21 protein-coding genes are annotated in these 24,679 nt (G+C 53.9%); 16 read left to right on the forward strand and 5 right to left on the reverse strand.

The window, feature by feature from the left end; genetic code table 11:
• Positions 1-14 precede the first annotated feature (14 nt).
• The 4 genes from cydD to infA all read left to right on the forward strand — a co-directional run bounded on the left by cydD (position 15) and on the right by infA (position 4,605).
• Positions 15-1,781 carry a heme ABC transporter permease/ATP-binding protein CydD gene (gene cydD / locus CKQ54_RS17230; protein WP_120161189.1) on the forward strand — a complete coding sequence of 589 codons (1,767 nt, stop codon included), beginning with the start codon at positions 15-17 and terminating at the stop codon, positions 1,779-1,781.
• A 2-nt stretch (positions 1,782-1,783) separates the two neighbouring features.
• Entirely contained in the window at positions 1,784-3,505 is a 1,722-nt protein-coding gene (cydC, locus tag CKQ54_RS17235) for a heme ABC transporter ATP-binding protein/permease CydC (RefSeq protein ID WP_120161187.1), read from the forward strand.
• A 53-nt stretch (positions 3,506-3,558) separates the two neighbouring features.
• Positions 3,559-4,293 carry a leucyl/phenylalanyl-tRNA--protein transferase gene (aat, locus tag CKQ54_RS17240; protein ID WP_120161186.1) on the forward strand — a complete coding sequence of 245 codons (735 nt, stop codon included), beginning with the start codon at positions 3,559-3,561 and terminating at the stop codon, positions 4,291-4,293.
• A gap of 93 nt (positions 4,294-4,386) precedes the next feature.
• Positions 4,387-4,605 carry a translation initiation factor IF-1 gene (gene infA, locus CKQ54_RS17245; RefSeq protein ID WP_002211347.1) on the forward strand — a complete coding sequence of 73 codons (219 nt, stop codon included), beginning with the start codon at positions 4,387-4,389 and terminating at the stop codon, positions 4,603-4,605.
• Between the two features lie 232 nt (positions 4,606-4,837).
• Here the strand turns inward: infA and clpA are convergent, their stop codons facing one another.
• Both clpA and clpS read right to left on the reverse strand, forming a co-directional pair.
• Positions 4,838-7,120, reverse strand: a complete 2,283-nt coding sequence (clpA, locus tag CKQ54_RS17250) for an ATP-dependent Clp protease ATP-binding subunit ClpA (protein ID WP_112287293.1) — start codon at positions 7,118-7,120, stop codon at positions 4,838-4,840.
• 27 nt (positions 7,121-7,147) lie between these two features.
• Positions 7,148-7,468 carry an ATP-dependent Clp protease adapter ClpS gene (clpS, locus tag CKQ54_RS17255; RefSeq protein WP_013574769.1) on the reverse strand — a complete coding sequence of 107 codons (321 nt, stop codon included), beginning with the start codon at positions 7,466-7,468 and terminating at the stop codon, positions 7,148-7,150.
• 394 nt (positions 7,469-7,862) lie between these two features.
• On the opposite strand from clpS, the gene cspD reads away from it, so the two are divergent.
• Together cspD and CKQ54_RS17265 are read left to right on the forward strand one after the other, a co-directional pair.
• Positions 7,863-8,084, forward strand: coding sequence for a cold shock-like protein CspD (cspD, locus tag CKQ54_RS17260; protein ID WP_015696601.1), 222 nt, complete (start codon positions 7,863-7,865; stop codon positions 8,082-8,084).
• A 294-nt stretch (positions 8,085-8,378) separates the two neighbouring features.
• Entirely contained in the window at positions 8,379-9,368 is a 990-nt protein-coding gene (locus tag CKQ54_RS17265; RefSeq protein ID WP_112287292.1) for a VirK/YbjX family protein, read from the forward strand.
• On the opposite strand, the gene CKQ54_RS17270 is transcribed toward CKQ54_RS17265, so the two are convergent.
• Positions 9,365-11,098 carry an ATP-dependent endonuclease gene (locus CKQ54_RS17270; protein WP_120161184.1) on the reverse strand — a complete coding sequence of 578 codons (1,734 nt, stop codon included), beginning with the start codon at positions 11,096-11,098 and terminating at the stop codon, positions 9,365-9,367. The genes CKQ54_RS17265 and CKQ54_RS17270 overlap by 4 nt on opposite strands.
• A gap of 189 nt (positions 11,099-11,287) precedes the next feature.
• Between CKQ54_RS17270 and CKQ54_RS17275 the strand changes: the two genes are divergently transcribed.
• The 7 genes from CKQ54_RS17275 to CKQ54_RS17305 all read left to right on the forward strand — a co-directional run bounded on the left by CKQ54_RS17275 (position 11,288) and on the right by CKQ54_RS17305 (position 20,974).
• Positions 11,288-12,187 carry a LysO family transporter gene (locus CKQ54_RS17275; protein ID WP_112287398.1) on the forward strand — a complete coding sequence of 300 codons (900 nt, stop codon included), beginning with the start codon at positions 11,288-11,290 and terminating at the stop codon, positions 12,185-12,187.
• A 166-nt stretch (positions 12,188-12,353) separates the two neighbouring features.
• Complete coding sequence (hcp, locus tag CKQ54_RS17280; protein ID WP_120161182.1) at positions 12,354-14,006, forward strand: hydroxylamine reductase; 1,653 nt, start codon at positions 12,354-12,356, stop codon at positions 14,004-14,006.
• A 6-nt stretch (positions 14,007-14,012) separates the two neighbouring features.
• Positions 14,013-15,026 (forward strand): NADH oxidoreductase, encoded by a 1,014-nt coding sequence (gene hcr / locus CKQ54_RS17285; RefSeq protein ID WP_120161180.1) that lies wholly within the window; start codon positions 14,013-14,015, stop codon positions 15,024-15,026.
• A gap of 294 nt (positions 15,027-15,320) precedes the next feature.
• Complete coding sequence (gene poxB / locus CKQ54_RS17290; RefSeq protein WP_120161178.1) at positions 15,321-17,042, forward strand: ubiquinone-dependent pyruvate dehydrogenase; 1,722 nt, start codon at positions 15,321-15,323, stop codon at positions 17,040-17,042.
• Positions 17,043-17,230: 188 nt separating this feature from the next.
• Entirely contained in the window at positions 17,231-18,244 is a 1,014-nt protein-coding gene (ltaE, locus tag CKQ54_RS17295; RefSeq protein ID WP_120161176.1) for a low-specificity L-threonine aldolase, read from the forward strand.
• 84 nt (positions 18,245-18,328) lie between these two features.
• A complete protein-coding gene (locus CKQ54_RS17300; protein ID WP_120161456.1) occupies positions 18,329-19,783 on the forward strand; it encodes a DUF2867 domain-containing protein in 1,455 nt (484 codons plus the stop codon).
• A 156-nt stretch (positions 19,784-19,939) separates the two neighbouring features.
• The gene (locus CKQ54_RS17305) at positions 19,940-20,974 is read left to right on the forward strand and encodes an NAD-dependent epimerase/dehydratase family protein (RefSeq protein WP_120161174.1); all 1,035 of its coding nucleotides are present in this window, start codon (positions 19,940-19,942) and stop codon (positions 20,972-20,974) included.
• Positions 20,975-21,011: 37 nt separating this feature from the next.
• Here the strand turns inward: CKQ54_RS17305 and CKQ54_RS17310 are convergent, their stop codons facing one another.
• Both CKQ54_RS17310 and CKQ54_RS17315 read right to left on the reverse strand, forming a co-directional pair.
• Complete coding sequence (locus tag CKQ54_RS17310) at positions 21,012-21,860, reverse strand: N-acetylmuramoyl-L-alanine amidase (protein WP_120161172.1); 849 nt, start codon at positions 21,858-21,860, stop codon at positions 21,012-21,014.
• Positions 21,857-22,183, reverse strand: a complete 327-nt coding sequence (locus CKQ54_RS17315) for a heavy metal-binding domain-containing protein (protein WP_112287284.1) — start codon at positions 22,181-22,183, stop codon at positions 21,857-21,859. The genes CKQ54_RS17310 and CKQ54_RS17315 overlap by 4 nt, the downstream gene beginning before the upstream one ends.
• A gap of 189 nt (positions 22,184-22,372) precedes the next feature.
• Here CKQ54_RS17315 and CKQ54_RS17320 point away from each other — a divergent pair, with 189 nt between their 5' ends.
• From CKQ54_RS17320 to artJ, 3 genes are all read left to right on the forward strand, one after another.
• Positions 22,373-22,954 (forward strand): lipoprotein, encoded by a 582-nt coding sequence (locus CKQ54_RS17320; protein ID WP_112287283.1) that lies wholly within the window; start codon positions 22,373-22,375, stop codon positions 22,952-22,954.
• 210 nt (positions 22,955-23,164) lie between these two features.
• Positions 23,165-23,893, forward strand: coding sequence for an arginine ABC transporter ATP-binding protein ArtP (gene artP / locus CKQ54_RS17325; protein WP_120161454.1), 729 nt, complete (start codon positions 23,165-23,167; stop codon positions 23,891-23,893).
• 47 nt (positions 23,894-23,940) lie between these two features.
• Positions 23,941-24,672: an arginine ABC transporter substrate-binding protein gene (gene artJ / locus CKQ54_RS17330; RefSeq protein WP_112287282.1), complete on the forward strand. Its 732-nt coding sequence runs from the start codon at positions 23,941-23,943 to the stop codon at positions 24,670-24,672.
• Positions 24,673-24,679 lie beyond the last annotated feature (7 nt).

Here is a 24,679-nt window from a genome sequence, read left to right on the forward strand (position 1 = left end):
CAGACTGAAGCCTGATGAATAAAACACGACAACAAGAACTTACCCGCTGGTTAAAACAACAAAGCTCCCGCGCCAAAGGCTGGATCCGACTGTCTATGATGCTGGGTCTGCTTTCTGGTTTACTGATCCTCGCACAGGCCTGGCTGATGGCCGGATTACTGCACAGCCTGATTATCGAGCACACTCCGCGTGATGCGCTGCTGCAAAGTTTCCTGTTAATGGCACTCACCTTTGTGTTGCGTGCCGTCGTGACCTGGCTACGTGAACAGGTGGGCTTTATCTGCGGACGCGTTATCCGACAGGAAATGCGTAAACTGGTGCTGGATCGTCTGGAAAAACTGGGTCCTGCATGGATCCAGGGCAAACCGGCGGGCAGCTGGGCCAGCATCATTCTTGAACAAATCGAAGATATGCAGGATTACTATTCCCGATATCTGCCACAAATTGCACTTGCCGGTATTATTCCTCTGCTGATTTTAGTCAGCGTCTTCCCGATTAACTGGGCCGCAGGGCTGATCCTGCTGGTTACCGCACCGCTGATCCCGCTGTTTATGGCGCTGGTTGGAATGGGTGCGGCAGATGCTAACCGCCGCAACTTTGTCGCGCTGGCGCGTCTAAGCGGAAACTTCCTCGACAGTCTGCGCGGTCTGGATACGCTTCGCCTGTTCCACCGCGGGACGGCAGAAATCGACCAGATCAAACGCTCAACGGAACACTTTCGCGCACGCACAATGGACGTTCTGCGTCTGGCCTTTTTATCTTCCGCAGTCCTGGAATTCTTCGCTTCCATCTCCATTGCGGTTGTCGCGGTGTATTTCGGTTTCTCTTATCTCGGCGAACTGAACTTTGGCAGCTACGGCACGCCTGTGACCCTTTTCGCCGGTTTTCTGGTGCTGATACTTGCCCCGGAGTTTTTCCAGCCTCTGCGTGATCTGGGCGCGTTTTATCACGCCAAAGCGCAGGCCGTCGGCGCAGCAGAAAGTCTGGTGACGTTCCTTAGCGCTGAAAGTGCCGATATGGGTGACGGTGATCAGAATTTCCCGGCCGGTAAAACGGTTGATCTGGAAGCCCGCGATCTGATTATTCAGTCGCCGCAGGGTAAAACGCTGGCCGGTCCGCTGACCTTCAGTATTCCGGCAGGACAACGTATCGCCATCGTTGGCCTGAGCGGTGCGGGTAAAAGTTCATTGCTAAACGCCCTGCTCGGCTTCCTGCCTTATCAGGGTTCCGTTACCGTCAGCGGTATGGAACTGAAATCATTACGCAACGATGAATGGCGTAAACAGCTGAGCTGGGTCGGCCAGAACCCACATCTGCCCGAACAAACCCTGCGTGCCAACATTCTGCTCAATCAGCCGGATGTCAGCGATGAACAGCTTCAGTCTGCCATCGACCGTGCGTATGTGAGTGAATTCCTGCCGCTGTTACCGCAGGGACTGGAAACCGAACTGGGCGACAGCGCGGCGCGTTTATCCATCGGTCAGGCGCAGCGCGTGGCCGTAGCCCGCGCCCTGCTCTCGCCGTGCAGTTTATTACTGCTTGATGAACCCACCGCCAGCCTCGACGCACACAGCGAAAAACGGGTAATGAGCGCGCTGAACGACGCGTCTAAAGCACAAACCTCCCTGCTGGTGACGCATCAGCTGGAAGACACCCGGGAGTACGACGAAATCTGGGTGATGGATAAAGGCCTGATCGCCGAGCGCGGCACCTTCGCGCAACTGGTGGCTCAGGATGGTTTATTCGCCAGCCTGCTTTCTCAGCGGAATAAGGAGCTGTAATCATGAAAACTCTTCTGCCTTATCTCGCGCTGTATCGACGTCACTGGTTCCGCCTGTCTCTGGGCATCATTCTGGCTATCGTCACTTTACTGGCGAGCATCGGGCTGCTGACGCTTTCGGGATGGTTCCTCGCGGCCTCCGCCGTGGCGGGTATCGCCGGTTTATACAGTTTCAACTACATGCTTCCTGCCGCCGGTGTGCGCGGGGCGGCGATATTTCGTACTGCAGGCCGCTATGCCGAGCGTCTGGTCAGCCACGACGCGACATTCCGTGTGCTCGCACATCTGCGCGTGTTTACTTTCACCAAAATCATGCCGCTGTCTCCGGGCGGTATTGCCCGTTTTCGTCAGGCCGATTTACTGAACCGGCTGGTGGCCGATGTCGATACGCTGGACCATTTGTATCTGCGGGTGATTTCTCCGCTGGTAAGTGCACTGGTGGTAATCCTGCTGGTGACGTTTGGCCTGAGTTTCCTCGATGTTAAGCTGGCGCTGACCCTCGGTGCGATCATGCTGGTGCTGATGCTGCTTCTTCCGGTGATTTTCTACCGGGCGGGTAAACCGGCTGGCCGCGAACTGACGGCGCTGCGCAGTGAGTACCGCATGCAGCTGACGTCATGGTTACAGGGTCAGTCCGAGCTGGTGGTCTTTGGCGCTCAGCCACGATTCCGCCAGCAACTGAACGATATCGAGCGCCGCTGGATGTTGCGCCAGCAGCAGCAGGCAAAACTGACCGGTTTGTCGCAGGCGATGGTGATTGCAGCAGCCGGTCTGACCGTGACGCTAATGCTGTGGCTGGCCGCGGGTGGCATCAGCCAGTTCCCGCAACCCGGCGCACTGATTGCTTTGTTCGTATTTACTCCGCTGGCCGCTTTCGAAGCGCTGGGACCGGTCGCTGCGGCATTCCAGCATCTGGGGCAAGTTATCGCTTCGGCTCAGCGCGTTAGCCAGATTATTGACCAGCCCGCAGACGTAACCTTCCCGACACAAGGTCCTGTTGCCGCTGAACACGTCAGCCTGTCGCTGCAAAATCTGAACTTCACCTATCCCGGACAACCGCTTCCGGTGCTGAAAAACGTCACGCTGGATGTCCGTGCCGGTGAACATATTGCCCTGCTCGGCCAGACCGGGTGTGGCAAATCTACCCTGCTGCAATTGCTGACCCGCGGCTGGGATATCACCAGCGGCACGCTTGAAATCAACGGTCATGCTATCGGTGGCTACGATGAAGCAACGCTGCGTAAGATGATCACCGTTGTCAGTCAGCGCGCACATGTCTTTAACACTACGCTGCGCGAAAACCTGCGTATGGCATCACCGCAATGCACCGATGAGCAGATCGCGGAAGCCCTGAGACAGGTTGATTTAGATGTGTTGCTGAAAAATGAAGGCCTGAACGCCTGGCTTGGTGAAGGCGGGCGTCAGCTTTCCGGTGGCGAACAGCGTCGTATCGGGCTGGCGCGTGCTTTGCTGCATGACGCCCCGCTGTGGTTGCTTGATGAACCGACAGAAGGGCTTGATGCGGAAACGGAACAACATATTTTGGCTCTGCTGCACAAGCATTGTCAGAATAAAACGCTACTCTTAGTGACGCACCGGCTGCACGGTCTGGAAACTTTCGACAGGATTTGCGTCATGGAAGAAGGTCAGATTGTGGAGCAAGGTGATCATGCGTCGTTAATTGCTGCACAGGGCCGGTATGCGCGGTTTTTGTCACGTACCTGACGTCGTAGTTGCCAGTTTAGCGGCGGCCCGTGAGTCGCCGGATAAGGAGATCTATGCGGTTAGTAAAGCTTGAGGCCAATTCGGTTAATTTTCCGGATCCTGAAACTGCCTTGCAGGAGCCGAATGGCCTGCTGGCTATCGGGGGTGATCTCACCGCCCCTCGCCTGCTTTCCGCGTATCAGTACGGCGTTTTCCCCTGGTTTGAACCGGGAGAGATGATCCTCTGGTGGTCACCCGATCCCCGTGCAATTTTAGTTCCGGATGAACGTCACGTCAGCCGGAGTCTGAAACGTTTCATGCGCAAAATGCCTTTTCGTTTCACACTTAACCAGCAATTTGAAAAGGTCATACGCGCGTGTGCCATGCAGCGTGAGGACGGTACCTGGATCGGACCGCTGGTTCAGCGCGGTTATCAGGAATTGCATGAAGCCGGACGTGCGCATTCAGTTGAAGTCTGGGAAGGAAATGAACTGGTTGGGGGATTATACGGTGTTTCTGTTGGCGGGTTATTTTGCGGCGAGTCGATGTTCAGTCGCCGTGAAAACGCTTCAAAAGCCGCGCTGATGGTTTTTTGCCAACATTTTTCCCGCAATGGTGGAGAACTGATTGACTGTCAGGTGCTCAACCCTCACACTGCGTCGCTGGGTGCGAGAGAGATCCCCCGCCGCCAATTTTTGCAGCAGTTATCCGAACTTTCGCAACGCGCGTTAGCGCCGGATTGCTGGTTGCCACAAGACTTATCCCCACATGATGAAGACCTGCCGGTGTTCCCGAAGGATAGGGAATAGGTGCGGTCATGGACCATACTTCTTTACATAATGTGGGTTTTTCGGCATTATCTTGCCGGTTAAAAACTATGGTAGTTAGACCTAGAGGATTCGATGGCCAAAGAAGACAACATTGAAATGCAAGGCACCGTACTTGATACGCTGCCAAACACTATGTTCCGCGTAGAATTAGAAAACGGACACGTAGTTACCGCACACATCTCCGGTAAAATGCGTAAGAACTACATCCGCATCCTGACGGGCGACAAAGTCACTGTAGAGCTGACCCCGTACGACCTGAGCAAAGGCCGCATTGTCTTCCGTAGCCGTTAATAAGCGGCTCACTCATCGCTGATTTTCCGGCGATACCTGAGGATACCCTTTTCGCCCTTCCTGCTGTTGCAAGGGCGTTTTGTGGTATCCGCAATCCGGCATTTGTTCCATGATGTATTCCACTATCCTTTCTGAAATCCCTCACTAATTACTGCAATTAAATAAAGAATTTCGGAAAGAAAAAAGGCGATGTTTTCACATCGCCTTTTGTTTTTCTCATCACAGATGAAAATTAATGCACCGCACCTTCCGGTTTTTTCTTCTGCGCACTCATGAAGTGATAAGTCAGCTTGTCAGCCGCTTTATCCAGAGCCACAGAGACGGAACCACCATCCACCAGTGAACCAAACAGCAGTTCGTTGGCGAGTGGTTTCTTCAGGTTTTCCTGAACGGTACGGGTCATCGGACGCGCACCCATCGCACGGTCGTAGCCTTTCACGGTCAGCCAGTCGCGAGCTTCATCGCTGACTTCCAGAGAAACGCCTTTCGCATCCAGCTGCGCCTGCAGTTCAACGATAAACTTATCGACAACCTGCTGGATAACTTCCGTAGACAGATGGTTGAACCAGATAACGTTGTCGAGACGGTTACGGAATTCCGGCGTAAAGGTACGTTTGATCTCTTCCATCGCATCCGGACTGTTGTCCTGATGAATCAGACCAATCGATTTACGTTCCGTTTCACGCACACCGGCGTTAGTGGTCATTACCAAAATCACGTTACGGAAATCGGCCTTGCGCCCGTTGTTATCGGTCAGCGTGCCGTTGTCCATCACCTGCAACAGCAGGTTGAAGACATCCGGATGCGCCTTCTCGATTTCATCGAGCAGCACCACGGCGTGAGGATGTTTAATCACCGCATCCGTCAGCAAACCGCCCTGGTCAAAGCCGACATAACCCGGAGGCGCACCGATCAGACGACTGACCGTATGACGCTCCATGTATTCCGACATATCAAAGCGCAGCAGTTCGATATCCAGCGCTTTCGCCAGTTGCACCGTGACTTCTGTTTTACCCACACCGGTAGGACCGGCGAACAGGAACGAACCGACAGGCTTGTGATCCTGACCCAGACCGGCGCGGCTCATCTTGATCGCCTCAGTCAGTGCTTCAATCGCAGGATCCTGTCCGAAGACCAGCATTTTCAGACGGTCGCCCAGATTTTTCAGCACATCGCGGTCTGTCGCAGACACGGTTTTTTCCGGAATGCGGGCAATACGCGCCACAACGCTTTCAATATCGCTGACGTTAACGGTTTTCTTGCGTTTGCTGACCGGCATTAACCGGCTGCGCGCGCCCGCTTCGTCGATGACGTCGATGGCTTTGTCCGGCAGATGACGGTCATTGATATATTTGACCGACAACTCAACCGCCGCACGCACCGCTTTCGCGGTGTAACGCACATCGTGATGCGCTTCGTATTTGGTTTTCAGGCCGTTAATGATCTGAACCGTTTCTTCCACGCTTGGCTCAGTAATATCAATTTTCTGGAAGCGACGTGCCAGAGCACGGTCTTTCTCAAAGATATTGCTGAATTCCTGATACGTGGTGGAACCGATCACGCGGATTTTCCCGCTGGAAAGCAATGGCTTGATGAGGTTTGCGGCATCCACCTGACCGCCTGATGCCGCACCGGCACCAATGATCGTGTGAATTTCATCAATAAACAGGATGCTGTTCTTATCCTGCTCCAGCTGTTTCAGCAGAGATTTGAAACGTTTTTCGAAATCACCGCGGTATTTAGTGCCCGCCAGCAACGAACCGATATCCAGAGAATACAGGGTGCAGTCGGCCATCACTTCCGGCACATCGCCCTGCTCGATTCGCCATGCCAGACCTTCGGCAATCGCGGTTTTACCCACGCCGGATTCACCCACCAGCAGCGGGTTATTCTTACGGCGACGGCAGAGCACCTGAATGGCGCGCTCCAGTTCTTTGTCACGGCCAATCAGCGGGTCAATACCACCTACACGCGCTAACTGGTTGAGATTAGTGGTGAAGTTCTCCATACGATCTTCCCCCGCCGACTGCTCTTCGTTAACTGGGTTTTCCGCATTGTTTTGCGCCTGGCTGCCCGATTCATCTTTACGGGTGCCATGCGAAATAAAGTTCACCACATCAAGGCGGCTGACGTCATGTTTGCGCAGGAGATAGGCTGCCTGAGATTCCTGTTCGCTGAAAATCGCGACCAGAACGTTAGCGCCAGAAACTTCGCTGCGGCCAGAAGATTGCACGTGGAATACCGCACGTTGCAGAACGCGCTGGAAACTCAGCGTAGGCTGGGTGTCACGTTCCTCTTCACTGGCGGGTAAGGTGGGTGTGGTTTGCTCGATGAAGGCTTCCAGCTCCTGGCGTAATGCCACCAGATCGACTGTACAAGCTTCAAGCGCTTCACGGGCAGCAGGGTTGCTGAGCAACGCCAGCAACAGGTGCTCCACGGTCATAAACTCATGCCGGTGCTCACGGGCTCTTGCGAAAGCCATGTTGAGACTGAGTTCAAGTTCTTGATTGAGCATAGGCACCTCCCAAATAGATTGCCTTAATCAGGCTTTTTCCAGCGTACACAGCAACGGATGCTCATTCTCCTTGGCGTACTCATTTACGTGTGCGACCTTGGTTTCCGCGACTTCGGCTGTATAAACACCGCATATCGCTTTGCCTCTGTAGTGCACCTGGAGCATCAGTTGCGTTGCACGTTCAATATCATAAGAAAAGAACTTTTGCAGAACGTCAATCACAAATTCCATTGGAGTGTAATCGTCGTTGTTTAATATAACTTTATACATAGATGGCGGTTTTACCTCATCCTTTTGCTTATCCGCCGCCAAATGTTCAAAATTTAGCCAGTCTTGATTATTGCCCATTGCCTGTTCATCACCTGTGAAGATCGTATCGGAAGCCAAATACACAAGCATGAAGGCTTTCTGCAGAGCCTCACGCCGTTATTACCGTATTTTACCATCTCTGGCCTCACCTTGCCGCTGCACAAAATGTTTTACGTGCAACAGATAACGCGGATGAAAATTTAACAAAATATGTCAATAGCGTTACCTGCTTCAAACTTTGGTCATCTGCTCCCCCGGGACAAATGCCGTTTCCTTGACGTCTTTATCTATTCCACTAGAGTGTAAATTCGTGAGCCGGACGGGGTTTAAACCGGCCTGAACAGGCGCTTATCGCCGACGTTCTGGCCTACGTGCTCACTCAACTGGCTTTATCTATTTACTACCAGACTAGTCATGAGAGGGATGTAGAAGCATGCAGACGGGTACGGTTAAATGGTTCAATAATGCTAAAGGCTTTGGCTTCATTTGCCCGCAAAATGGAGGTGAAGACATCTTCGCTCACTACTCCACAATACAGATGGAGGGTTACCGGACTTTAAAAGCCGGCCAGCAGGTCAATTTCGACGTTCATGAAGGCCCAAAGGGGAATCATGCCAGCCTCATTATTCCTGTGGAAAGTGAAGCGGTCGCCTGACCGGTTCAGCATCACGTATCAAATAACACGTCTACTGCAAATGCCGGTCACTCACTGACTGGCATTTTTATTTATGGGGGAGAATGGCTCAGGCTTCAAGCCCTCTTTACGAAAATAAAGTACATTTTTTAGACACCAATTGCTAAGACACGACATAAACAAAATCAAATCTAAACACAATCTCAACAAATCACGTTCAATTTCTCCATACTTTTCCCCGTTGCACAGTCGTTTATGCATCTCCTGTTGAAATATCGGTAACAAAAACCCGGTTGCAAATAACAGGTAAAGACCATGACGACTCTCCATTATCCTGGCGTAGAAAAAGCCCCGCTTTCAGGCTTGCAGTTGATGAAGGCACTCCTCACCAACCGCATCACGCCGGGGCCGTCCTGGAAATTACCGCGCTATCGCCTTAAATTCCTTTTCCGTACGCTGAAGCAGCCGCGCAGAACATTTGCACTGCTCGATTATCTGGCGCAGCATCCGCAACGTGATGAAATTCTGTTGGCAATGCCCGGCCTGCCAGCGAAATTACATCGCACCTATCAGGCAGCCAATATCAATCAGGCTCAGGCCCTGAAGCGGATCACCGATCATTACGATATGATCCAGGACTGCCTGCCGGACGCCATTAATCACGGCTATCTGAATAAAAAACCGATGGCGATTGCCACCCTGACCGGTAAAGAAGATCAGCGTTATGCCATTACCTTTAACGCCGTCAGCCGTCTGGATAAAGAAGGCGAAGCGACGCTGTCCTTCAATAATCCGCAGGGAGAACCGATAGCTATCGTGACGTTCTCTTTTATTGAGTATCAGGGTCAGCCGACGCTGTTTATTGGCGCATTGCAGGGGCCGCGCGCCCATGTGGATCACCAGGAAATTCAGACAGCTACTAAAGCCTGCCATGGGTTGTTCCCGAAACGTCTGGTGATTGAAGCGCTGACAACGCTGGCGGATGTAACAGGCATGACGCAACTGATTGCCGTCGGCAACCACACGCATATTTATGAGGATCCGCGTTACAAAAAACGTAAAGGAATGGTGTATGCCGATTACGACAGCTTCTGGGAAACACTGGATGCAAAACAGGGCGAAGACGGTTATTTCCATCTGCCGCGTCAGATTGCGCACCGCCCGCTGGAAGAAATCGCCAGTAAACGCCGTTCCGAGTACCGCCGCCGTTATCTGCTGTTAGATGACCTGGAAAGCCAGATCCGCCAGACATTCACCAGCGGACACGGCAATCCGGTTACTGTCGCCCAGACTCAGGCTGCTTAATCGGCTCTCCCGCGCGCCAGCCAGGCCACGCGGGAAAACATCTGTCGCAGCAACGGGGGAATCGATGAGGTTCCCCGTAACGATGCCGCCATCGCCACGTCTATTGCCAGATCCGGCTTCGAACTACGGTGAACAGCTTTATCAAGAATGCGCCTTGGCGACATTGGCGCGTTATCCGGTATTCCCGCATTCTTGCGGTAAACATCTTCAAAACCCTCGCGATACAGAAAGTATTCAATGTCCTGAGCGGGTAAGGCCGTCAGCCGGTAACGCAACGTATCTTCATGGCTTTCCACATTAGCCATCACCGTCGCCGCGTATTTTCGCCCCGCTTCATCACCATCGACCAGCGCATGCCATTCAATGCCCATTTGTCGGGCAAAACGCAGCAACGGCTTAAGCCCGCACTGAGCAAATTCGATCACCTTTATCCCTTCAGATTCAAAATGATAACCACATTGCCGCGCCAGCTGATTCAGCAACCAGACTTCCGTTTCCCCTTCAACCAGCAACCAGCAACGGGCGAACAAAGAAGACGGCCGGTTAAAGCGAATATGAAACGCAATGCGGCGGCTGTCTTCCAGACTCAGCCCTTCCGGACCAATGCCATACGCCGCCACGCGACCGGATTCACGCACCAGACGACAAATTTGTTCGACCGGTACCAGTGAGAGCAAATCGCCGGAATTGGTGGTGGTGATCCGCTGCAACGGCAGCTGATCCAGCAGGCCCCACGCCACAGAAAGCATGATCGGATGCAGGCGGGTTTCGGGGTCTTCGATAAGCAACAGCGGTCTGGCATCGGGATGCAACACCACTGAGCCTTTGGCCTGTAACAGCGTCGAGAACATGCCAAGCAGCATCACCCGCATACTGCGGCTGTTGGGTTCGGCAATCATACGGTTGATGTTATCCAGAGAACGCCACGCCCGGCGGCTTTCTGCGCGGCCATGACGTTTTTGCTGCCACGGCACGCTGTTCGATGTCCCCTGCTCGGCAAAATAATGTTCCAGCAACTGCTGCATCGCCGAAAGCCCGCTACGCAGTTCGCTGTTTTTCAGCGTCTGCGGGCTGTGGACCAGCTCCCGTGTCAGTTCATCCAGTTGTTTAGCCAGTTCTTCGTTATTAGCCGCCAGCCGTGGCGCCAGTGTTTCACTGCGCAGACGGCGGATAAAACGCGCATCGCGTAAACGTAATACCGGATTGAGGCGGATCAGCGCCTGCGCCAGCGGATCAATCGTCGTCAGATTTAAAGGCTGACCGTTGGACGACAGGAAGCTGCGCAGCGTCATGACGCTGCCATCGTCGTCGAGTTCGCCTTCCAGCCGGTAATAAATCCGGTTGAGCTTGTCGGCACATTTCACCCAAAGCGGTGAGAGTGAATTAAACCGCGGCGACATATGATGACCAGCCTGATTCTCACAGAACGTAAATACCACGTGCAGGTACTGGGATTTTGATTCCTCCTCGCCGGCGGGGAAATAGAAATCCTCTTCTTTAAAGCAGTACAGTTTGGGTTCCGGAGAAAGCAGCAGAGTTAACGCGTCGAGCAGACTGGATTTACCCCAGGCATTCTCACCGATGAGAACGGTGTTGGTCGGAAAGGATTCGCCCTCCCCCTGTCGGGAGGCGCCGGTAATGGATGCGCCACGTTGAGCGGGCTGTGTCAGCGTTAAAGACAGGCGGTTAATCCCGCGAAAACCGACAATATCAATACGTTCCAGATACATCAGACGCCTCCTGTGCGCTCAAAACTTTCCTGAGCATGGCGTTAAAAAATGGTTCAGGTCAAGCGTGCAAAGATATCTCTGCGTGCCGAAGCTGCTTTACAGTCAGATAACTTTTCGTTAGCGTGGCGGGCGGCCTTTTCTGCGCCGCGTTCCACTTATGGGATCTCACTTTTCAGGGACTTTTGCATCATGTATTCCGGGCTGTTAATTATTCTCCTGCCGCTGATCGCCGGCTACCTTATTCCGCTAAAAAACCGGCCCCTGCTGCATATTGTTAATCAGTTGCTGAGCTGGATGGTGTACGTCATCCTTTTCATTATGGGCATCAGTCTGGCTTTCCTCGATAATCTCAGCACAAATTTACTGCTGATTTTCAAATATGCGGCGGTCTGTTTCCTGTGCATTTTTGTGATGAACTACGCCGCGTTGTGGCTGCTCGAACGCCGCCGTCCGTGGAAATCAGAGCACAAACAGGAAAAACTGCCGTCGCGTATTCACATGGCGCTGGAATCGTTGAAGTTATGCGGCGTGGTGATCGGTGGTTTCGCCCTCGGCCTGACCCAATGGCACTGGCTGACCTTCGCCTCGCAGGCCAGCGAAATTGCGCTGTTATTCCTGCTGGCACTGGTCGGCATACAGCTTCGCAACAGCAGCATGACGCTGCGCCAGATTATCCTTAACCGTCGCGGAATGATGGTCGGGGTGGTGGTCGCCGTCAGTGCGTTAGCCGGTGGTGCAATCGCCGCGTTATTGCTCGGCCTGCCGCTGAAAACCGGTCTGGCGCTCGCCTCCGGCTACGGCTGGTATTCGCTTTCCGGCATTGTGCTTACCGATTCTTTTGGCCCGGTGATCGGCAGCGCCGCGTTCTTTAACGATCTGGCCCGCGAACTGTGCGCCATTATGCTGATCCCGACACTGGTGCGTACCAGCCGCTCGACGGCGCTCGGCTTGTGCGGTGCCACGTCAATGGACTTCACCCTGCCGGTGCTACAGCGCAGTGGCGGCCTGGATATGGTCCCACCCGCCGTCGTTCATGGATTCGTATTAAGCCTGATAGCGCCTGTGCTGATGGCATTCTTCTCCGCCTGACACATTTTTTCCCGCTGCTTTCCGGCAGCGGGCACTCCCCTGTAAAACTTGCGATAAATCAATTCCCCTTCACTTAGTCTTAAAAACCCCTTCATTTCTGTCCCTGCCAGTTTTAGGCTTGCATTAAAACAAGCATTTTAAATGCAACTTTAAAAAGGACCTCATTATGTTTTGTGTGCAATGTGAACAAACAGTCCGTACCCCGGCGGGCAATGGCTGCGCTTATGCGCAGGGAATGTGTGGCAAAACGGCAGAAACCTCTGATTTACAAGACTTACTGGTCGCCGTGCTCGAAGGCCTGTCCGCCTGGGCGCTGGCCGCACGAGGCTACGGGATTATCGATGAAGAGATCGACAGCTTCGCGCCCCGTGCCTTTTTCTCCACCCTGACTAATGTGAATTTCGACTCTGACCGCATCGTCGGCTATGCCCGTGAAGCCATAATCCACCGCGAATCTCTGGCCGTGCGTTGCCGCCTGATGGATCCGCAAATCACCGTCAGCCATCCGCTGGCGGCGCTGGAACTGGTCAGCGATAGCCTCCATGAGCTGCAACAACAGGCGCAGCAGTTTGCGCTGAACGGCGACAAAGCGCAGATTGGCGATGACATTCATGGCCTGCGGATGCTGTGTTTGTACGGCCTGAAAGGTGCAGCGGCGTATATGGAACATGCCCACGTTCTGGGGCAGTCTGACCCCGCCATTTACGCCGAATATCACCGTCTGATGGCGTGGCTAGGCACGCAGCCTGCGGACATGGGTGAACTGCTCGCAAACGCGATGGCAATCGGCAAAATGAACTTTGGTGTGATGGAAATTCTGGATAAGGGCGAAACCGATGCCTATGGTCACCCTCAGCCGACCAACGTCAATGTCCGTCCGCTGGCGGGTAAAGCGATTCTGATTTCAGGCCACGACCTGAAAGATTTGCAGATGCTGCTCGAGCAAACCGCCGGTACCGGCATCAATATTTATACCCACGGCGAAATGCTGCCGGCACACGGTTATCCTGAACTGAAAAAATTCCCGCATCTGGCCGGTAACTACGGCAGCGGCTGGCAAAATCAGCAGGTGGAATTCGCGAAATTCCCGGGGCCGGTGGTGATGACGTCCAACTGCATTATTGACCCGAACGTCGGCAACTACGGCGACCGGATCTGGACACGCAGCATCGTCGGCTGGCCGGGCGTCCAGCATCTGGAAGGTGAAGATTTTGCGCCAGTGATTGCGCAGGCCTTGCAGCTTCAGGGCTTCCGTTACAGCGAAATTGAGCAGGAAATAACGGTCGGATTTGGCCGCCAGACATTGCTCGGCGCGGCGGATACCGTGATTGATCTCGTCGCCGCTAAAAAACTGCGCCATATCTTCCTGATCGGCGGGTGCGACGGCAGCCGCGGCGAGCGCAGTTACTTCACCGATCTGGCACGCAGCGTGCCGCAGGATTGCCTGATCATGACGCTGGCCTGTGGCAAATACCGTTTTAACAAACTGGATTTCGGTTCCATCGAAGGCCTGCCGCGCCTGCTGGACGTCGGCCAGTGTAACGACGCCTACTCTGCCATTATTCTTGCGGTCAATCTGGCCGAGAAATTAGGCTGCGGTGTGAATGATTTACCGCTGAGTCTGGTGCTTTCCTGGTTTGAACAAAAAGCCATTGTGATCCTGCTGACGCTGCTCTCGCTCGGCGTAAAAAATATCGCTACCGGCCCGACGGCACCTGCCTTCCTGACCGATAACCTGCTGGCAATCCTGAATGAAAAATTTGGCCTGCGCGCAATCACTTCGGTTGAGCAGGATCTGAAAACCATGCTGCCGGAGTAAGCTGAAATGAATTTTCCTTTATTTCCCGATCAGCCGACCGCGCTGTGCCAGAACCGCATGCAGGTGTATTCCGTCACGCAGGAAACACCGGATGTCCGCACGCTGGCGCTGATAAATCACGATGTGTATCCGTATCGTCCTGGTCAGTTTGCGCTGGTCAATATTGGTCAGAGTGGCGACGTACAGCGCGCATATACGCTGTCTTCCACACCGGGTCAGAGCCGTTTTATTCAGCTGACGGTGCGCCGCATTGAAGGAGGCGCAGGTTCAGAGTGGCTGAATGAGCAGGTAAAACCCGGTGATTATCTGTGGTTGAGTGACGCGCAAGGGGAATTCACCTGCGACACGGAACAGCCCTTGCTATTACTGGCTGCAGGTTGCGGCGTAACGCCGGTGATGTCGATCACGCGCGATGTTCTGGCACATCATCCGGCGCAAAGCGTGCAGGTGTTTTACAGCGTGCGCAGCCCGCAGGACATTATCTTTGCCAGCGAATGGCAGCAGCTGGCGGCGCGCTATCCGCAACTGAATCTGACCCTTCTTGCTGAAAATGGTGCACTGCCGGGGCAAATCGCCGGGCGTCTGAGTCAGGATTTGCTGCAAAGCCGGGTGCCAGATATTCAGACACGACGCGTGATGATTTGTGGCCCCGCGCCCTATATGCAACTGGCGGGTGACTGGGCAAAAGAACTCGGTGTGGCGGCGGGCAACATCGTCAAAGAGCAATTTCAGGCGACTGAAACCGTGGTATCTGCCGATCAGCAACTGACCCTGACCCGCCTGACGCCTTTGCAAAATTACCGCGTTCCGGTGGGAACGACATTGCTGGCTGCCATGGAACAGCACAATTTACCTGTCACCGCTGCCTGCCGTGCAGGCGTCTGCGGCAGTTGTAAAACCCGGATACTTTCCGGTGATTACCAGACTACCAGCCGCATGACGCTGACCGATGAAGAAGTCGCCCGGGGTTATGTGCTGGCCTGTAGCTGTCAGCTTCAGGGTGACGTCACCCTCGCCTGATCACACATTAACGCACTGCCCGCACATGACTTTTTACAGTCTTCGCGGGCAGATTTACAATTCTTCACCTCCCTCCTGCGCATATTTTTGTATGGTTTAAGGCTGAACATTCAAGGATGTAATCAGTGGACTATGCTTAATCCACTTATTTGAAAATTAGCCCTAAATCATTCGAGTTGGATCAAGGCGGCAACTGAGTGAATTCCCGGGAGCATACATAAGTATGTGACCGGGGTTCGTGAAAGCAGCCAACGCAGAGGCAGCTCGAAGGATGACGGGCGCACCGGAGGGACTATGAAACAAAGCGTAGCAGCATACCTGGCGAAAACTCTTGAAGCAGCAGGCGTAAAAAGAATTTGGGGCGTCACCGGCGACTCCCTTAACGGACTCAGCGACAGCCTGAACCGCATGGGGACTATTGAATGGCTGGGCACGCGCCATGAAGAAGTCGCCGCCTTTGCCGCCGGTGCCGAAGCGCAAATTACCGGTGAACTGGCGGTGTGCGCCGGTTCCTGCGGGCCCGGCAACCTGCATCTGATCAACGGCCTGTTCGACTGCCACCGTAATCACGTTCCGGTGGTGGCGATTGCCGCGCATATTCCGTCGAGCGAAATCGGCAGCGGCTATTTTCAGGAAACCCATCCGACAGAATTATTCCGCGAATGCAGCCACTACTGCGAGCTGATCAGTAATCCCGAACAGTTGCCGCAGGTGCTGGCGGTTGCCATGCGCAAAGCCATTCTCAACCGTGGCGTGTCCGTGATTGTGCTGCCAGGCGACGTGGCGCTTAAACCTGCGCCGGAAGACGCCAAAATCAGCTGGTATCCGCCGGTACTGCCTAAAGTCACACCACAGCCGACCGAACTGGAAAAGCTGGCCGAACTGCTGAACGGTTCGACGAACATTACGATGATGTGCGGCAGCGGTTGTGCGGGTGCGCATGACGAAGTGATTAAGCTGGCTGAAACCCTGAAAGCGCCTGTCGTCCATGCACTGCGCGGTAAAGAACATATCGAATGGGACAATCCGTACAGCGTCGGGATGACCGGTCTGATCGGATTTTCTTCCGGTTACCACGCCATGCTCAATGCCGACACCCTGATCCTGCTCGGCACGCAATTCCCGTATCGGGCGTTTTATCCGACCGATGCCAAAATCATTCAGATTGATATCAATCCGGGCAGCATCGGCGCGCATTGTCACGTGGATATGGCGCTGGTCGGCGACATCAAATCTACCCTGACCGCCCTTCTGCCGCAGTTGCAGGTGAAGAACGAACGCAAATTCCTCGACAAAGCGCTGAAGCATTACGAAGAGGCACGTAAAGATCTCGACGGGCTGGCCACGCCGAACGACAAACAGGCTATTCACCCGCAATATCTGGCACAGCAGATCAGCCGCTTTGCTGCTGCCGATGCGATTTTCACCTGCGACGTCGGCACGCCGACCGTGTGGGCATGTCGTTATCTGCAAATGAACGGCCAGCGCCGTTTGCTCGGTTCCTTCAACCACGGCTCAATGGCGAACGCCATGCCTCAGGCGATTGGCGCGCAAGCCATCGACCGCTCACGTCAAGTCGTTGCACTGTGCGGTGACGGCGGTTTCGCGATGCTGATGGGGGATTTCCTGACGCTGGCGCAGCAAAAGCTGCCGGTTAAAATCATCATCTTCAACAACAGCGTGCTGGGCTTTGTGGCAATGGAAATGAAGTCAGGCGGTTACCTGACTGACGGTACCGAGCTGAAAAACCCGGATTTCGCCGCCATTGCCGAAGCCGCGGGCATCAAAGGGATCCGTGTCGAGAAAGCGTCTGATATCGACACTGCTTTGCAGGATGCCTTCGCCTACGAAGGGCCGGTACTGATTGACGTGATCACCGCCACCGAAGAACTGGCAATGCCACCGCAGATTAAATTCGAGCAGGCAAAAGGTTTCAGCCTTTACATGCTGCGCGCAGTGATCAGCGGCCGCGGTGACGAAGTGGTCGATCTGGCAAAAACCAACTGGCTGCGATAACCCCGACAGGGCTATAGTGCATGATTAGACAAACTCTCATATGCAGCCCTAAATAGTCCGGATTGAAATAAGGCGACAAGTTTGCGAGTCCCCGGTCACTTAGATAACTAAGTGACCGGGGTGAGTAAACGCAGTCAACGCATCAGCAATTCGAAGTATGACGGGCATTCACCCAGAAGGAAGCCACGTTGATCGACTTACGCAGTGATACCGTAACCCGCCCCAGTGAAGCTATGCGTCAGGCCATGGCCAGCGCTGAAGTCGGCGATGATGTCTACGGCGATGACCCAACGGTAAACGCTTTACAGGACATGGCAGCAAAACTTTGTGGTAAAGAAGCCGCGCTGTTTTTACCGACCGGAACACAGGCCAATCTGGTGGCGTTACTGACGCATTGCCAGCGCGGCGAAGAATATATTGTCGGCCAGAAAGCCCACAACTATATGTATGAAGCAGGCGGCGCAGCGGTACTCGGCAGCATTCAGCCGCAGCCTCTGGACATGGACGCCGACGGTTCTATTCCGCTGGATAAAGTTGCCGCAGCCATCAAACCCGACGATATCCATTTCGCGCGTACCCGCCTGCTGAGCCTGGAAAACACGCACAGCGGCAAAGTGCTTCCGCTGGATTATCTGCAAAAGGCCTACGCGTTCACCCGTGAAAAAGGACTGGCATTGCATATCGACGGCGCGCGCATTATGAATGCGGCCGTGGCGCAGAACGTTGAACTGCGAGAAATTACACAGTATTGCGACACGCTGACCATTTGCCTGTCGAAAGGTCTGGGTGCGCCGATTGGCTCTCTGCTGGTCGGCAGCACAGAGTATATCCAGCGAGCTAACCGCTGGCGCAAAATGACCGGCGGCGGTATGCGTCAGTCGGGCATTCTGGCGGCGGCGGCAATTTATGCGCTGGAAAATAACGTCGCACGTCTGAAAGATGACCACGACAATGCGCAGTGGCTGGCAGAAGAACTGAGCAAAATCGGCGTTGAAATCGCAGAGCCCGGCGCGCAAACCAACGTGCTTTACATCAAACAAAGCGCGGAACTGGCTGCTAAAATGGGCCCGTGGATGCGCGAGCGCGGCGTGATCATCAGCGCAGGTCCTGTGACCCGCGTGCTGACGCACATCAATATCAGCCGTGAAGACCTGCATAAAGTGGTCGCGTTGTGGCAGGAATTCCTGCACCAGCACGCCTGATAGTCCGTTATGTCTGCGGCAGTAACCTGCGGGTTACCGCCGTACTTTCTGAATTCTCTCCCTACACTGACTGAGCAAATGGAAATGCCAATCTCGACACAAACTGGCCGGGTCGTCATTCTCGGTGCCAGCGGATATATAGGACAACACCTTACCGCCCACCTGAGCAGGAATGGTTTTCAGGTGACGGCAGCCGCACGCCGGATAGAGTGGCTGCAACAGCAAAAATGGCCGCATGTGCGCTGCTGTTTTGCTGATGTTTATCAGAGTAAAACACTGGCCGCTGCCTTTGAAGGCGCTGACGTGCTGGTGTATCTGGTTCACGCCATGACGGAAGATGATGACCTGCTGGAGAAAGAGCGGCAGGCCGCGCAGCATACCCTCCTGGCACTGAAAGACTCTCAGATAAAGCACATCGTTTATCTCGGTTCGATGCAGCCTGAAGACAATCACTCCCCGCATTTACAGGCCAGAAAACTGACCGGTGATTTGCTGCGCATGAGCAATATTCCGGTGACCGAACTGCGCACCGGCATTGTCATTGGCGCGGGTTCAGCGGCGTTCGAAGTGATGCGGGACATGGTCTATAACCTGCCGGTGCTGACGCCGCCGCGCTGGGTGCGTTCAAAATCCTCACCGGTTGCGCTGGAAAATCTGCTCAATTATTTACAGGGCCTGGTGACATTACCGGCCACCGGGAACCGTATTCTGGAAGCCGCCGGGCCGGAGTACATCAGCTATCAGACGTTGTTTGAACGCTTTATCGCCATGAGCGGAAAACGCCGCTGGCTGATCCCCATTCCCCTGCCGACTTCTTTAGTTTCAGTGTATTTTCTTAGTCTGATCACGTCTGTTCCGACGTCGCTCGCAAAGGCACTTATCCAGGGGCTGAACCATGATTTGCCCGCCGACAGCGCAGAATTGCAACGATTGATTCCACAGGATCTTATCTCAATCGATGACGCGATCTGCAGCACACTTGAGCAGGAACAAAAGCAGGTGATGGATTCACCGGACTGGGGATATGATCCGGATGCCCGTGCGCGCTGGCGTCCCGGTTACGGTTATTACCCGAAGCAAGCCGGTTTCACGCTGGAAACGTCCGCCTCAAAAGCCTCGCTTTGGAAAGTCGTGCAGCAACTTGGTGGTCAGGAAGGCTATTTTTATGCCAACGGATTATGGAAAACCCGCGCGCGCATGGACGATTTACTCGGCGGCGGTGTGAAATACGGTCGTCCGGATCGGGATTTCCTGAAAATTGGCGATAAAATTGATGGCTGGAAAGTGATCGGTCTGAAACCTCAGCGCGAACTGGCGTTGCTGTTCGGCATGAAAGCGCCGGGTTTGGGGCGTCTGACCTTCACCATCACCGATAACGGTGAAAGCCGCAGTCTGGATGTTCGTGCGTGGTGGCACCCTGCAGGATTCAGCGGTCTGCTGTACTGGTTCAGTATGATGCCCGCTCATCAGTTTATTTTTCGTGGCATGGCAAAGCGTATCGCCAGCCTGGCCCGTCAGAAAGATCGTTGCGGACGCTAAAGGGGGTTAATTAATCCGCTTTCGCACACAGCTTGCACCCTTTCTCATTGCAACCCGCACAATTTCACGAAAGAATGGCACCCTTATTGCTCAGGGGTGCCAGAACTCCGACGCAGCAGACATTTTTTCTCTATTTCTGAAGGCATTGGCCTGTATATGAAGGTTTTGGTTACCGGCGCGAGCAGCGGTTTAGGGCGTAACGCCGTCGAGTTTCTGCGAAATAAAGGCATTAAAGTCAGAGCGACAGGCCGTAATGCCGCTATGGGCTCACTTTTGCAGAAAATGGGCGCAGAATTTATTCATGCCGATCTCACCACGCTTATCTCTTCGCAGGCGAAAGCGCTGCTGGCCGATATCGATACCGTCTGGCACTGTTCGGGGCTGATGTCGCCCTGGGGCAGCGAACAGGAATTCGAACTGGCGAATGTGCGCGCGACGCGACGCCTGGGCGAGTGGTCTGCGGCATATGGCGTGGAAAACTTCGTCCATATTTCATCGCCGGCCATCTATTTCGATTTCCATCATCATCGGGACATTCAGGAAGACTTCCGTCCGCACCGTTTTGCCAACTCTTTTGCGCGCAGTAAAGCCGCCGGTGAGCAGGTGATCCACACGCTGGCGATGTCTAACCCGCAAACCCATTTCACTATTTTGCGACCGCAGGGGATTTTTGGCCCGCACGATAACGTGCTGTTGCCGCGCCTGATGCAAATGCTGAAATATGGCGGAACGCTGATGCTGCCGCGCGGCGGTGAAGCGCTGGTAGACATGACGTATGTTGAAAACGCCGTCCATGCGATGTGGCTGGCCACCCAAACACAAGCCACAGAATCAGGCCGCGCATTCAATATCACCAATCAGCAACCCCGCCCGCTGCATACGCTGGTCAAGCAGCTGATGGAAAATCTGGATATCAAATACCGCATCCGCTCAGTGCCGTATCCGCTGCTGGATATGATGGCGCGAGGCATGGAGCGCATCAGCAAAAGCTCCCACAAAGAACCGGTGCTGACACATTACAGCGTGGCAAAACTGAATTTTGACCTGACGCTGGATACCCAACGCGCGCAGAAAGAACTCGGCTACGTGCCGGTGATTTCTCTCGATCAGGGGATTATCCGCACCGCCGACTGGCTGCGCGATCACGGTAAACTTCAGGGACTGCACGGTATCGGACCAAAACGAGACTGACAAAAGTGCGACTGACCGCAATGGTCAGCCGCGCTGATCAGCTATTGGGATCCGGAAACTGCTGCAACAATGCCTGCGCAATGGCTTCGGTCTGAGCATCCGCATTCCCGCGATAATCACTCTGCCTGAAATGCATCTGGAACGCTGCAATCACCCGCTTTTGTTGCTGCGGTGTCATATTATCGTCCACTGTATATCCGTACGCTTTCAGCAAGGCCAGTAAATGCGCCTGATCCACCAGCTGTTGCGGATTACGCCCCGCCAGATACTGTTTCACAAGATCCGCATCCGGCCAGACACCCACGCCGCGTTTCGCCATTTCCTGCCACGGAAATAATGGCCCGGGATCGTCCTTGCGCTGCGGCGCAATATCACTGTGTCCCACCACATTGCGTGGCTCAATCTGATAGCGCGCGATAATCTCTTTGCTCAGATTTGCCAGCAAATCGATTTGCGCAGGCGGGAACGGATAGAACTTTTTGCCGAGCAAATAATGGCTGTAGCCTTTATTTTCCAGCTCGATGCCCACCGACGTATCGTTCAGATTGGTGCGCCCGCGCCAGCCACTGGCACCCGCGTGCCAGGCACGCATGTTTTCCGGTACCAGTTGCCACGCCACGGGTTTACCATCTTCCAGCGGCGGTTTTGCCGGAATAAGATAATGCGCGCTGACGTGCTCATCGGTTAGCGTATTTAATGCGTTGTGGAAATCTTCAGCAGTGTAATGGATGACCAGAAAGCGGATCCGCTGATCCGCACCCTGGGCCTGCCGCGTTGTTTCCAGCCGGAACGGTGCATCGTCCGGCTGTTGGCTGGCGTGCTGACAACCGGCCAGCATCAGTAAAGCGGCGGTTAACAGACCACGCCTGATACACTGGCCGATCATTTACGATGCACAATGACAGCCGTACCGGAGACGCTCACCATCAGCATGCTGCTGTCTTTGCCCACGGTTTCATAATCGATATCAATACCGACAACGGCATTCGCGCCACGTTCTTTCGCCTGCTCTTCCAGTTCACGGAAGGCAATTTCACGCGCCTTGCGCAGCTCTTTTTCATACGCGCCTGAGCGCCCGCCGACGATATCGCGCACACCGGCAAAGAAATCACGGAAAATATTTGCGCCTAAAATCGCTTCGCCTGTCACCACGCCACAATATTCAGCGATAGTGAAACCTTCGAGGGTCGGAGTGGTTGAAACTTGCATGAGTATTCCTTATCAGTTGTCGTCCAAAGCCTGGCAATCATTTCATTTACAGCATAAACCATGCGTGCGGGATCGAGGTATCAGCCGGTGACTGATTTTCTCTTCGCCATGCATTAAGCCAAATCGGTTTTATACTGTATGGTAAAGAAAGTCATGGTGAAAATGTTCAATCTTTCAGTAAGGAATACGATGAAAAAGAAAACTCTTGTCGCCGCAATCCCGTTGGTGTTCATGTTAAATGCCTGCACCACGGTCGAACCTGCATACAAGGACATTGGCAGCCGTACCGCGCCGTGTGTCGACGGCGGCCCGGACAGCGTGGCTCAGCAATTCTATGATTTCCGCATTAAGCAAGGCGGCAGCGGCTTACCAAACTCCAGCCAGCTTGCCGCTTACCGGCCTTACCTGAGTACGGCGTTGTATAATGCGTTACTCAAAGCGCAATCCCAGCCTAAAGTCGATCTCGCCGCCACACCGAATGAAAAAACCGGTAACGGCGCAGTCGACGGCGATATCTTCTCCAGCCTGTTTGATGGCCCGACGTCCGCTTCCGTGGACAGCGCCTCAACTATTCCAAACACTGACGCCCGCAACATTCCTCTGCGCGTGACCTTCACACATGAGAAGGACAAAGGCGCATCCACCAGCTGGAAAGATGAAGTGTTAATGGTACGCGAAGGCAAATGCTGGACCGTCGATGATGTCCGCTACATGGCGAATCTTGATTTTGCTTCCAGCGGAACATTACGCCAGGTTTTAGAACATCAGTAATCGCTCTGCTTTCTAAAAATACCTCGTGAAAAAGGTTGGTCAGTGATGAATAACGTCATTGACCAACACCCCCGTCACAGATAGTTAACAATATGTTGTGCTAGACTTTAGCCTTCCTGCGGCAACACATAATTTTTAAGCCGCGATCGTTGCATAACTATGCTGTGGAAGTTACCATCTGCGGCATCAATGGCTATTCACTATTTGCGCATGAGTATTCAACTTAATAGCATCAACTGCTTCTACGGCGTGCATCAGGCGCTTTTTGACATTCAGCTTAACTGCCCCGCCGGTGAGACTTTGGTTTTACTCGGACCCAGTGGCGCAGGTAAAAGCTCCCTGTTACGTGTTCTGAACCTGCTGGAAATGCCGCGTTCAGGGACGTTGCAAATCGCCGGTAATACCTTCGATTTCACCCGTAAACCGGACGAGAAAGCCGTTCGCGAACTGCGTCAGAATGTCGGAATGGTCTTCCAGCAATACAATCTGTGGCCGCACCGCACCGTGCTCGACAACTTACTGGAAGCCCCGATGCGTGTTCTGGGTCTGACCAAAGATGTCGCGATGCAACGCGCCGGGAAATTGCTGACCCGTCTGCGTCTGACCGATTACGCGGATCGTTTTCCGCTGCACCTTTCCGGTGGCCAGCAACAGCGTGTGGCGATTGCCCGTGCGCTGATGATGGAGCCTCAGGTTCTGCTGTTTGATGAACCGACGGCGGCGCTGGATCCGGAAATCACCGCTCAGATCGTCAGCATCATCCGCGAACTGGCCGGTACCGGCATTACCCAGGTTATCGTGACCCATGAGGTTGAAGTGGCGCGTAAAACCGCCAGCCGCGTGGTGTACATGGAAAATGGCCGCATCGTCGAACAGGGTGATGCCTCCATTTTCGCCCAGCCGCAAACCAAAGAGTTTGCCAGCTATCTTTCCCATTAACTGTATTTTCACCAATACATTGATTGATGTTTTCTACGGAGTTAGCGATGAAAAAATTAGTAATTGCCGCGGTTCTGGCTACCGTCAGTTTGTCAGCCAGCGCGGCTGATACCATCCGTTTTGCGATGGAAGCGTCTTATCCTCCGTTTGAGTTTGTAGACTCCAGCAATCAGATCCAGGGCTTTGATGTCGATCTGGCGAACGCTATGTGTAAAGAGATGCAGGCAACCTGTACTTTTACCAACCAGGCCTTCGACAGTCTGATCCCAAGCCTGAAATTCCGCCGTTTTGACGCGGTGATTTCCGGTATGGACATCACGCCTGAACGTGAAAAACAAGTGTCCTTCACCAATGCTTACTACGACAACTCCGCTATTTTCATCGCGCATTCTGGTCAGTTCGCTGACGTTGCAGCGCTGAAAGGCAAACGTGTCGGTATGCAAAACGGCACCACCCATCAGAAATTCCTGATGGATAAGCATCCTGAAATCACTGCCGTGCCTTACGACAGCTATCAGAATGCCGTGCTGGATCTGAAAAATGGTCGTCTGGACGCGGTATTCGGTGACACCGCCGTGGTGAACGAATGGCTGAAGCAGAACAAAAACCTGGCCGCTGTCGGTGACAAAATCACTGACCCGACATACTTCGGTACCGGCCTGGGTGTTGCAGTTCGTCAGAACAATACTGAATTGCTGACTAAACTGAATGATGCTCTGGCAAAAGTGAAAGCAGACGGCACTTACAAAACGCTGTATTCAAAATGGTTCCAGCAATAAGTTTGCC

The sequence above is a fragment of the Rahnella variigena genome, from assembly GCF_003610915.1.
Lineage (GTDB): Bacteria > Pseudomonadota > Gammaproteobacteria > Enterobacterales > Enterobacteriaceae > Rahnella > Rahnella variigena.

Bases quoted from the DNA above. Each gene is read 5' to 3' on its own strand.
- CKQ54_RS17265 (WP_112287292.1), top strand. From the start codon at position 8,379: ATGACGACTCTCCATTATCCTGGCGTAGAAAAAGCCCCGCTTTCAGGC.
- CKQ54_RS17310 (WP_120161172.1), bottom strand. From the start codon at position 21,860: ATGATCGGCCAGTGTATCAGGCGTGGTCTGTTAACCGCCGCTTTACTG.
- hcp (WP_120161182.1), top strand. From the start codon at position 12,354: ATGTTTTGTGTGCAATGTGAACAAACAGTCCGTACCCCGGCGGGCAAT.
- infA (WP_002211347.1), top strand. From the start codon at position 4,387: ATGGCCAAAGAAGACAACATTGAAATGCAAGGCACCGTACTTGATACG.
- CKQ54_RS17320 (WP_112287283.1), top strand. From the start codon at position 22,373: ATGAAAAAGAAAACTCTTGTCGCCGCAATCCCGTTGGTGTTCATGTTA.
- poxB (WP_120161178.1), top strand. From the start codon at position 15,321: ATGAAACAAAGCGTAGCAGCATACCTGGCGAAAACTCTTGAAGCAGCA.
- clpS (WP_013574769.1), bottom strand. From the start codon at position 7,468: ATGGGCAATAATCAAGACTGGCTAAATTTTGAACATTTGGCGGCGGAT.
- CKQ54_RS17300 (WP_120161456.1), top strand. From the start codon at position 18,329: ATGCCAATCTCGACACAAACTGGCCGGGTCGTCATTCTCGGTGCCAGC.
- aat (WP_120161186.1), top strand. From the start codon at position 3,559: ATGCGGTTAGTAAAGCTTGAGGCCAATTCGGTTAATTTTCCGGATCCT.
- cydC (WP_120161187.1), top strand. From the start codon at position 1,784: ATGAAAACTCTTCTGCCTTATCTCGCGCTGTATCGACGTCACTGGTTC.
- artJ (WP_112287282.1), top strand. From the start codon at position 23,941: ATGAAAAAATTAGTAATTGCCGCGGTTCTGGCTACCGTCAGTTTGTCA.
- clpA (WP_112287293.1), bottom strand. From the start codon at position 7,120: ATGCTCAATCAAGAACTTGAACTCAGTCTCAACATGGCTTTCGCAAGA.
- CKQ54_RS17305 (WP_120161174.1), top strand. From the start codon at position 19,940: ATGAAGGTTTTGGTTACCGGCGCGAGCAGCGGTTTAGGGCGTAACGCC.
- hcr (WP_120161180.1), top strand. From the start codon at position 14,013: ATGAATTTTCCTTTATTTCCCGATCAGCCGACCGCGCTGTGCCAGAAC.
- cydD (WP_120161189.1), top strand. From the start codon at position 15: ATGAATAAAACACGACAACAAGAACTTACCCGCTGGTTAAAACAACAA.
- CKQ54_RS17270 (WP_120161184.1), bottom strand. From the start codon at position 11,098: ATGTATCTGGAACGTATTGATATTGTCGGTTTTCGCGGGATTAACCGC.
- CKQ54_RS17315 (WP_112287284.1), bottom strand. From the start codon at position 22,183: ATGCAAGTTTCAACCACTCCGACCCTCGAAGGTTTCACTATCGCTGAA.
- artP (WP_120161454.1), top strand. From the start codon at position 23,165: ATGAGTATTCAACTTAATAGCATCAACTGCTTCTACGGCGTGCATCAG.
- cspD (WP_015696601.1), top strand. From the start codon at position 7,863: ATGCAGACGGGTACGGTTAAATGGTTCAATAATGCTAAAGGCTTTGGC.
- CKQ54_RS17275 (WP_112287398.1), top strand. From the start codon at position 11,288: ATGTATTCCGGGCTGTTAATTATTCTCCTGCCGCTGATCGCCGGCTAC.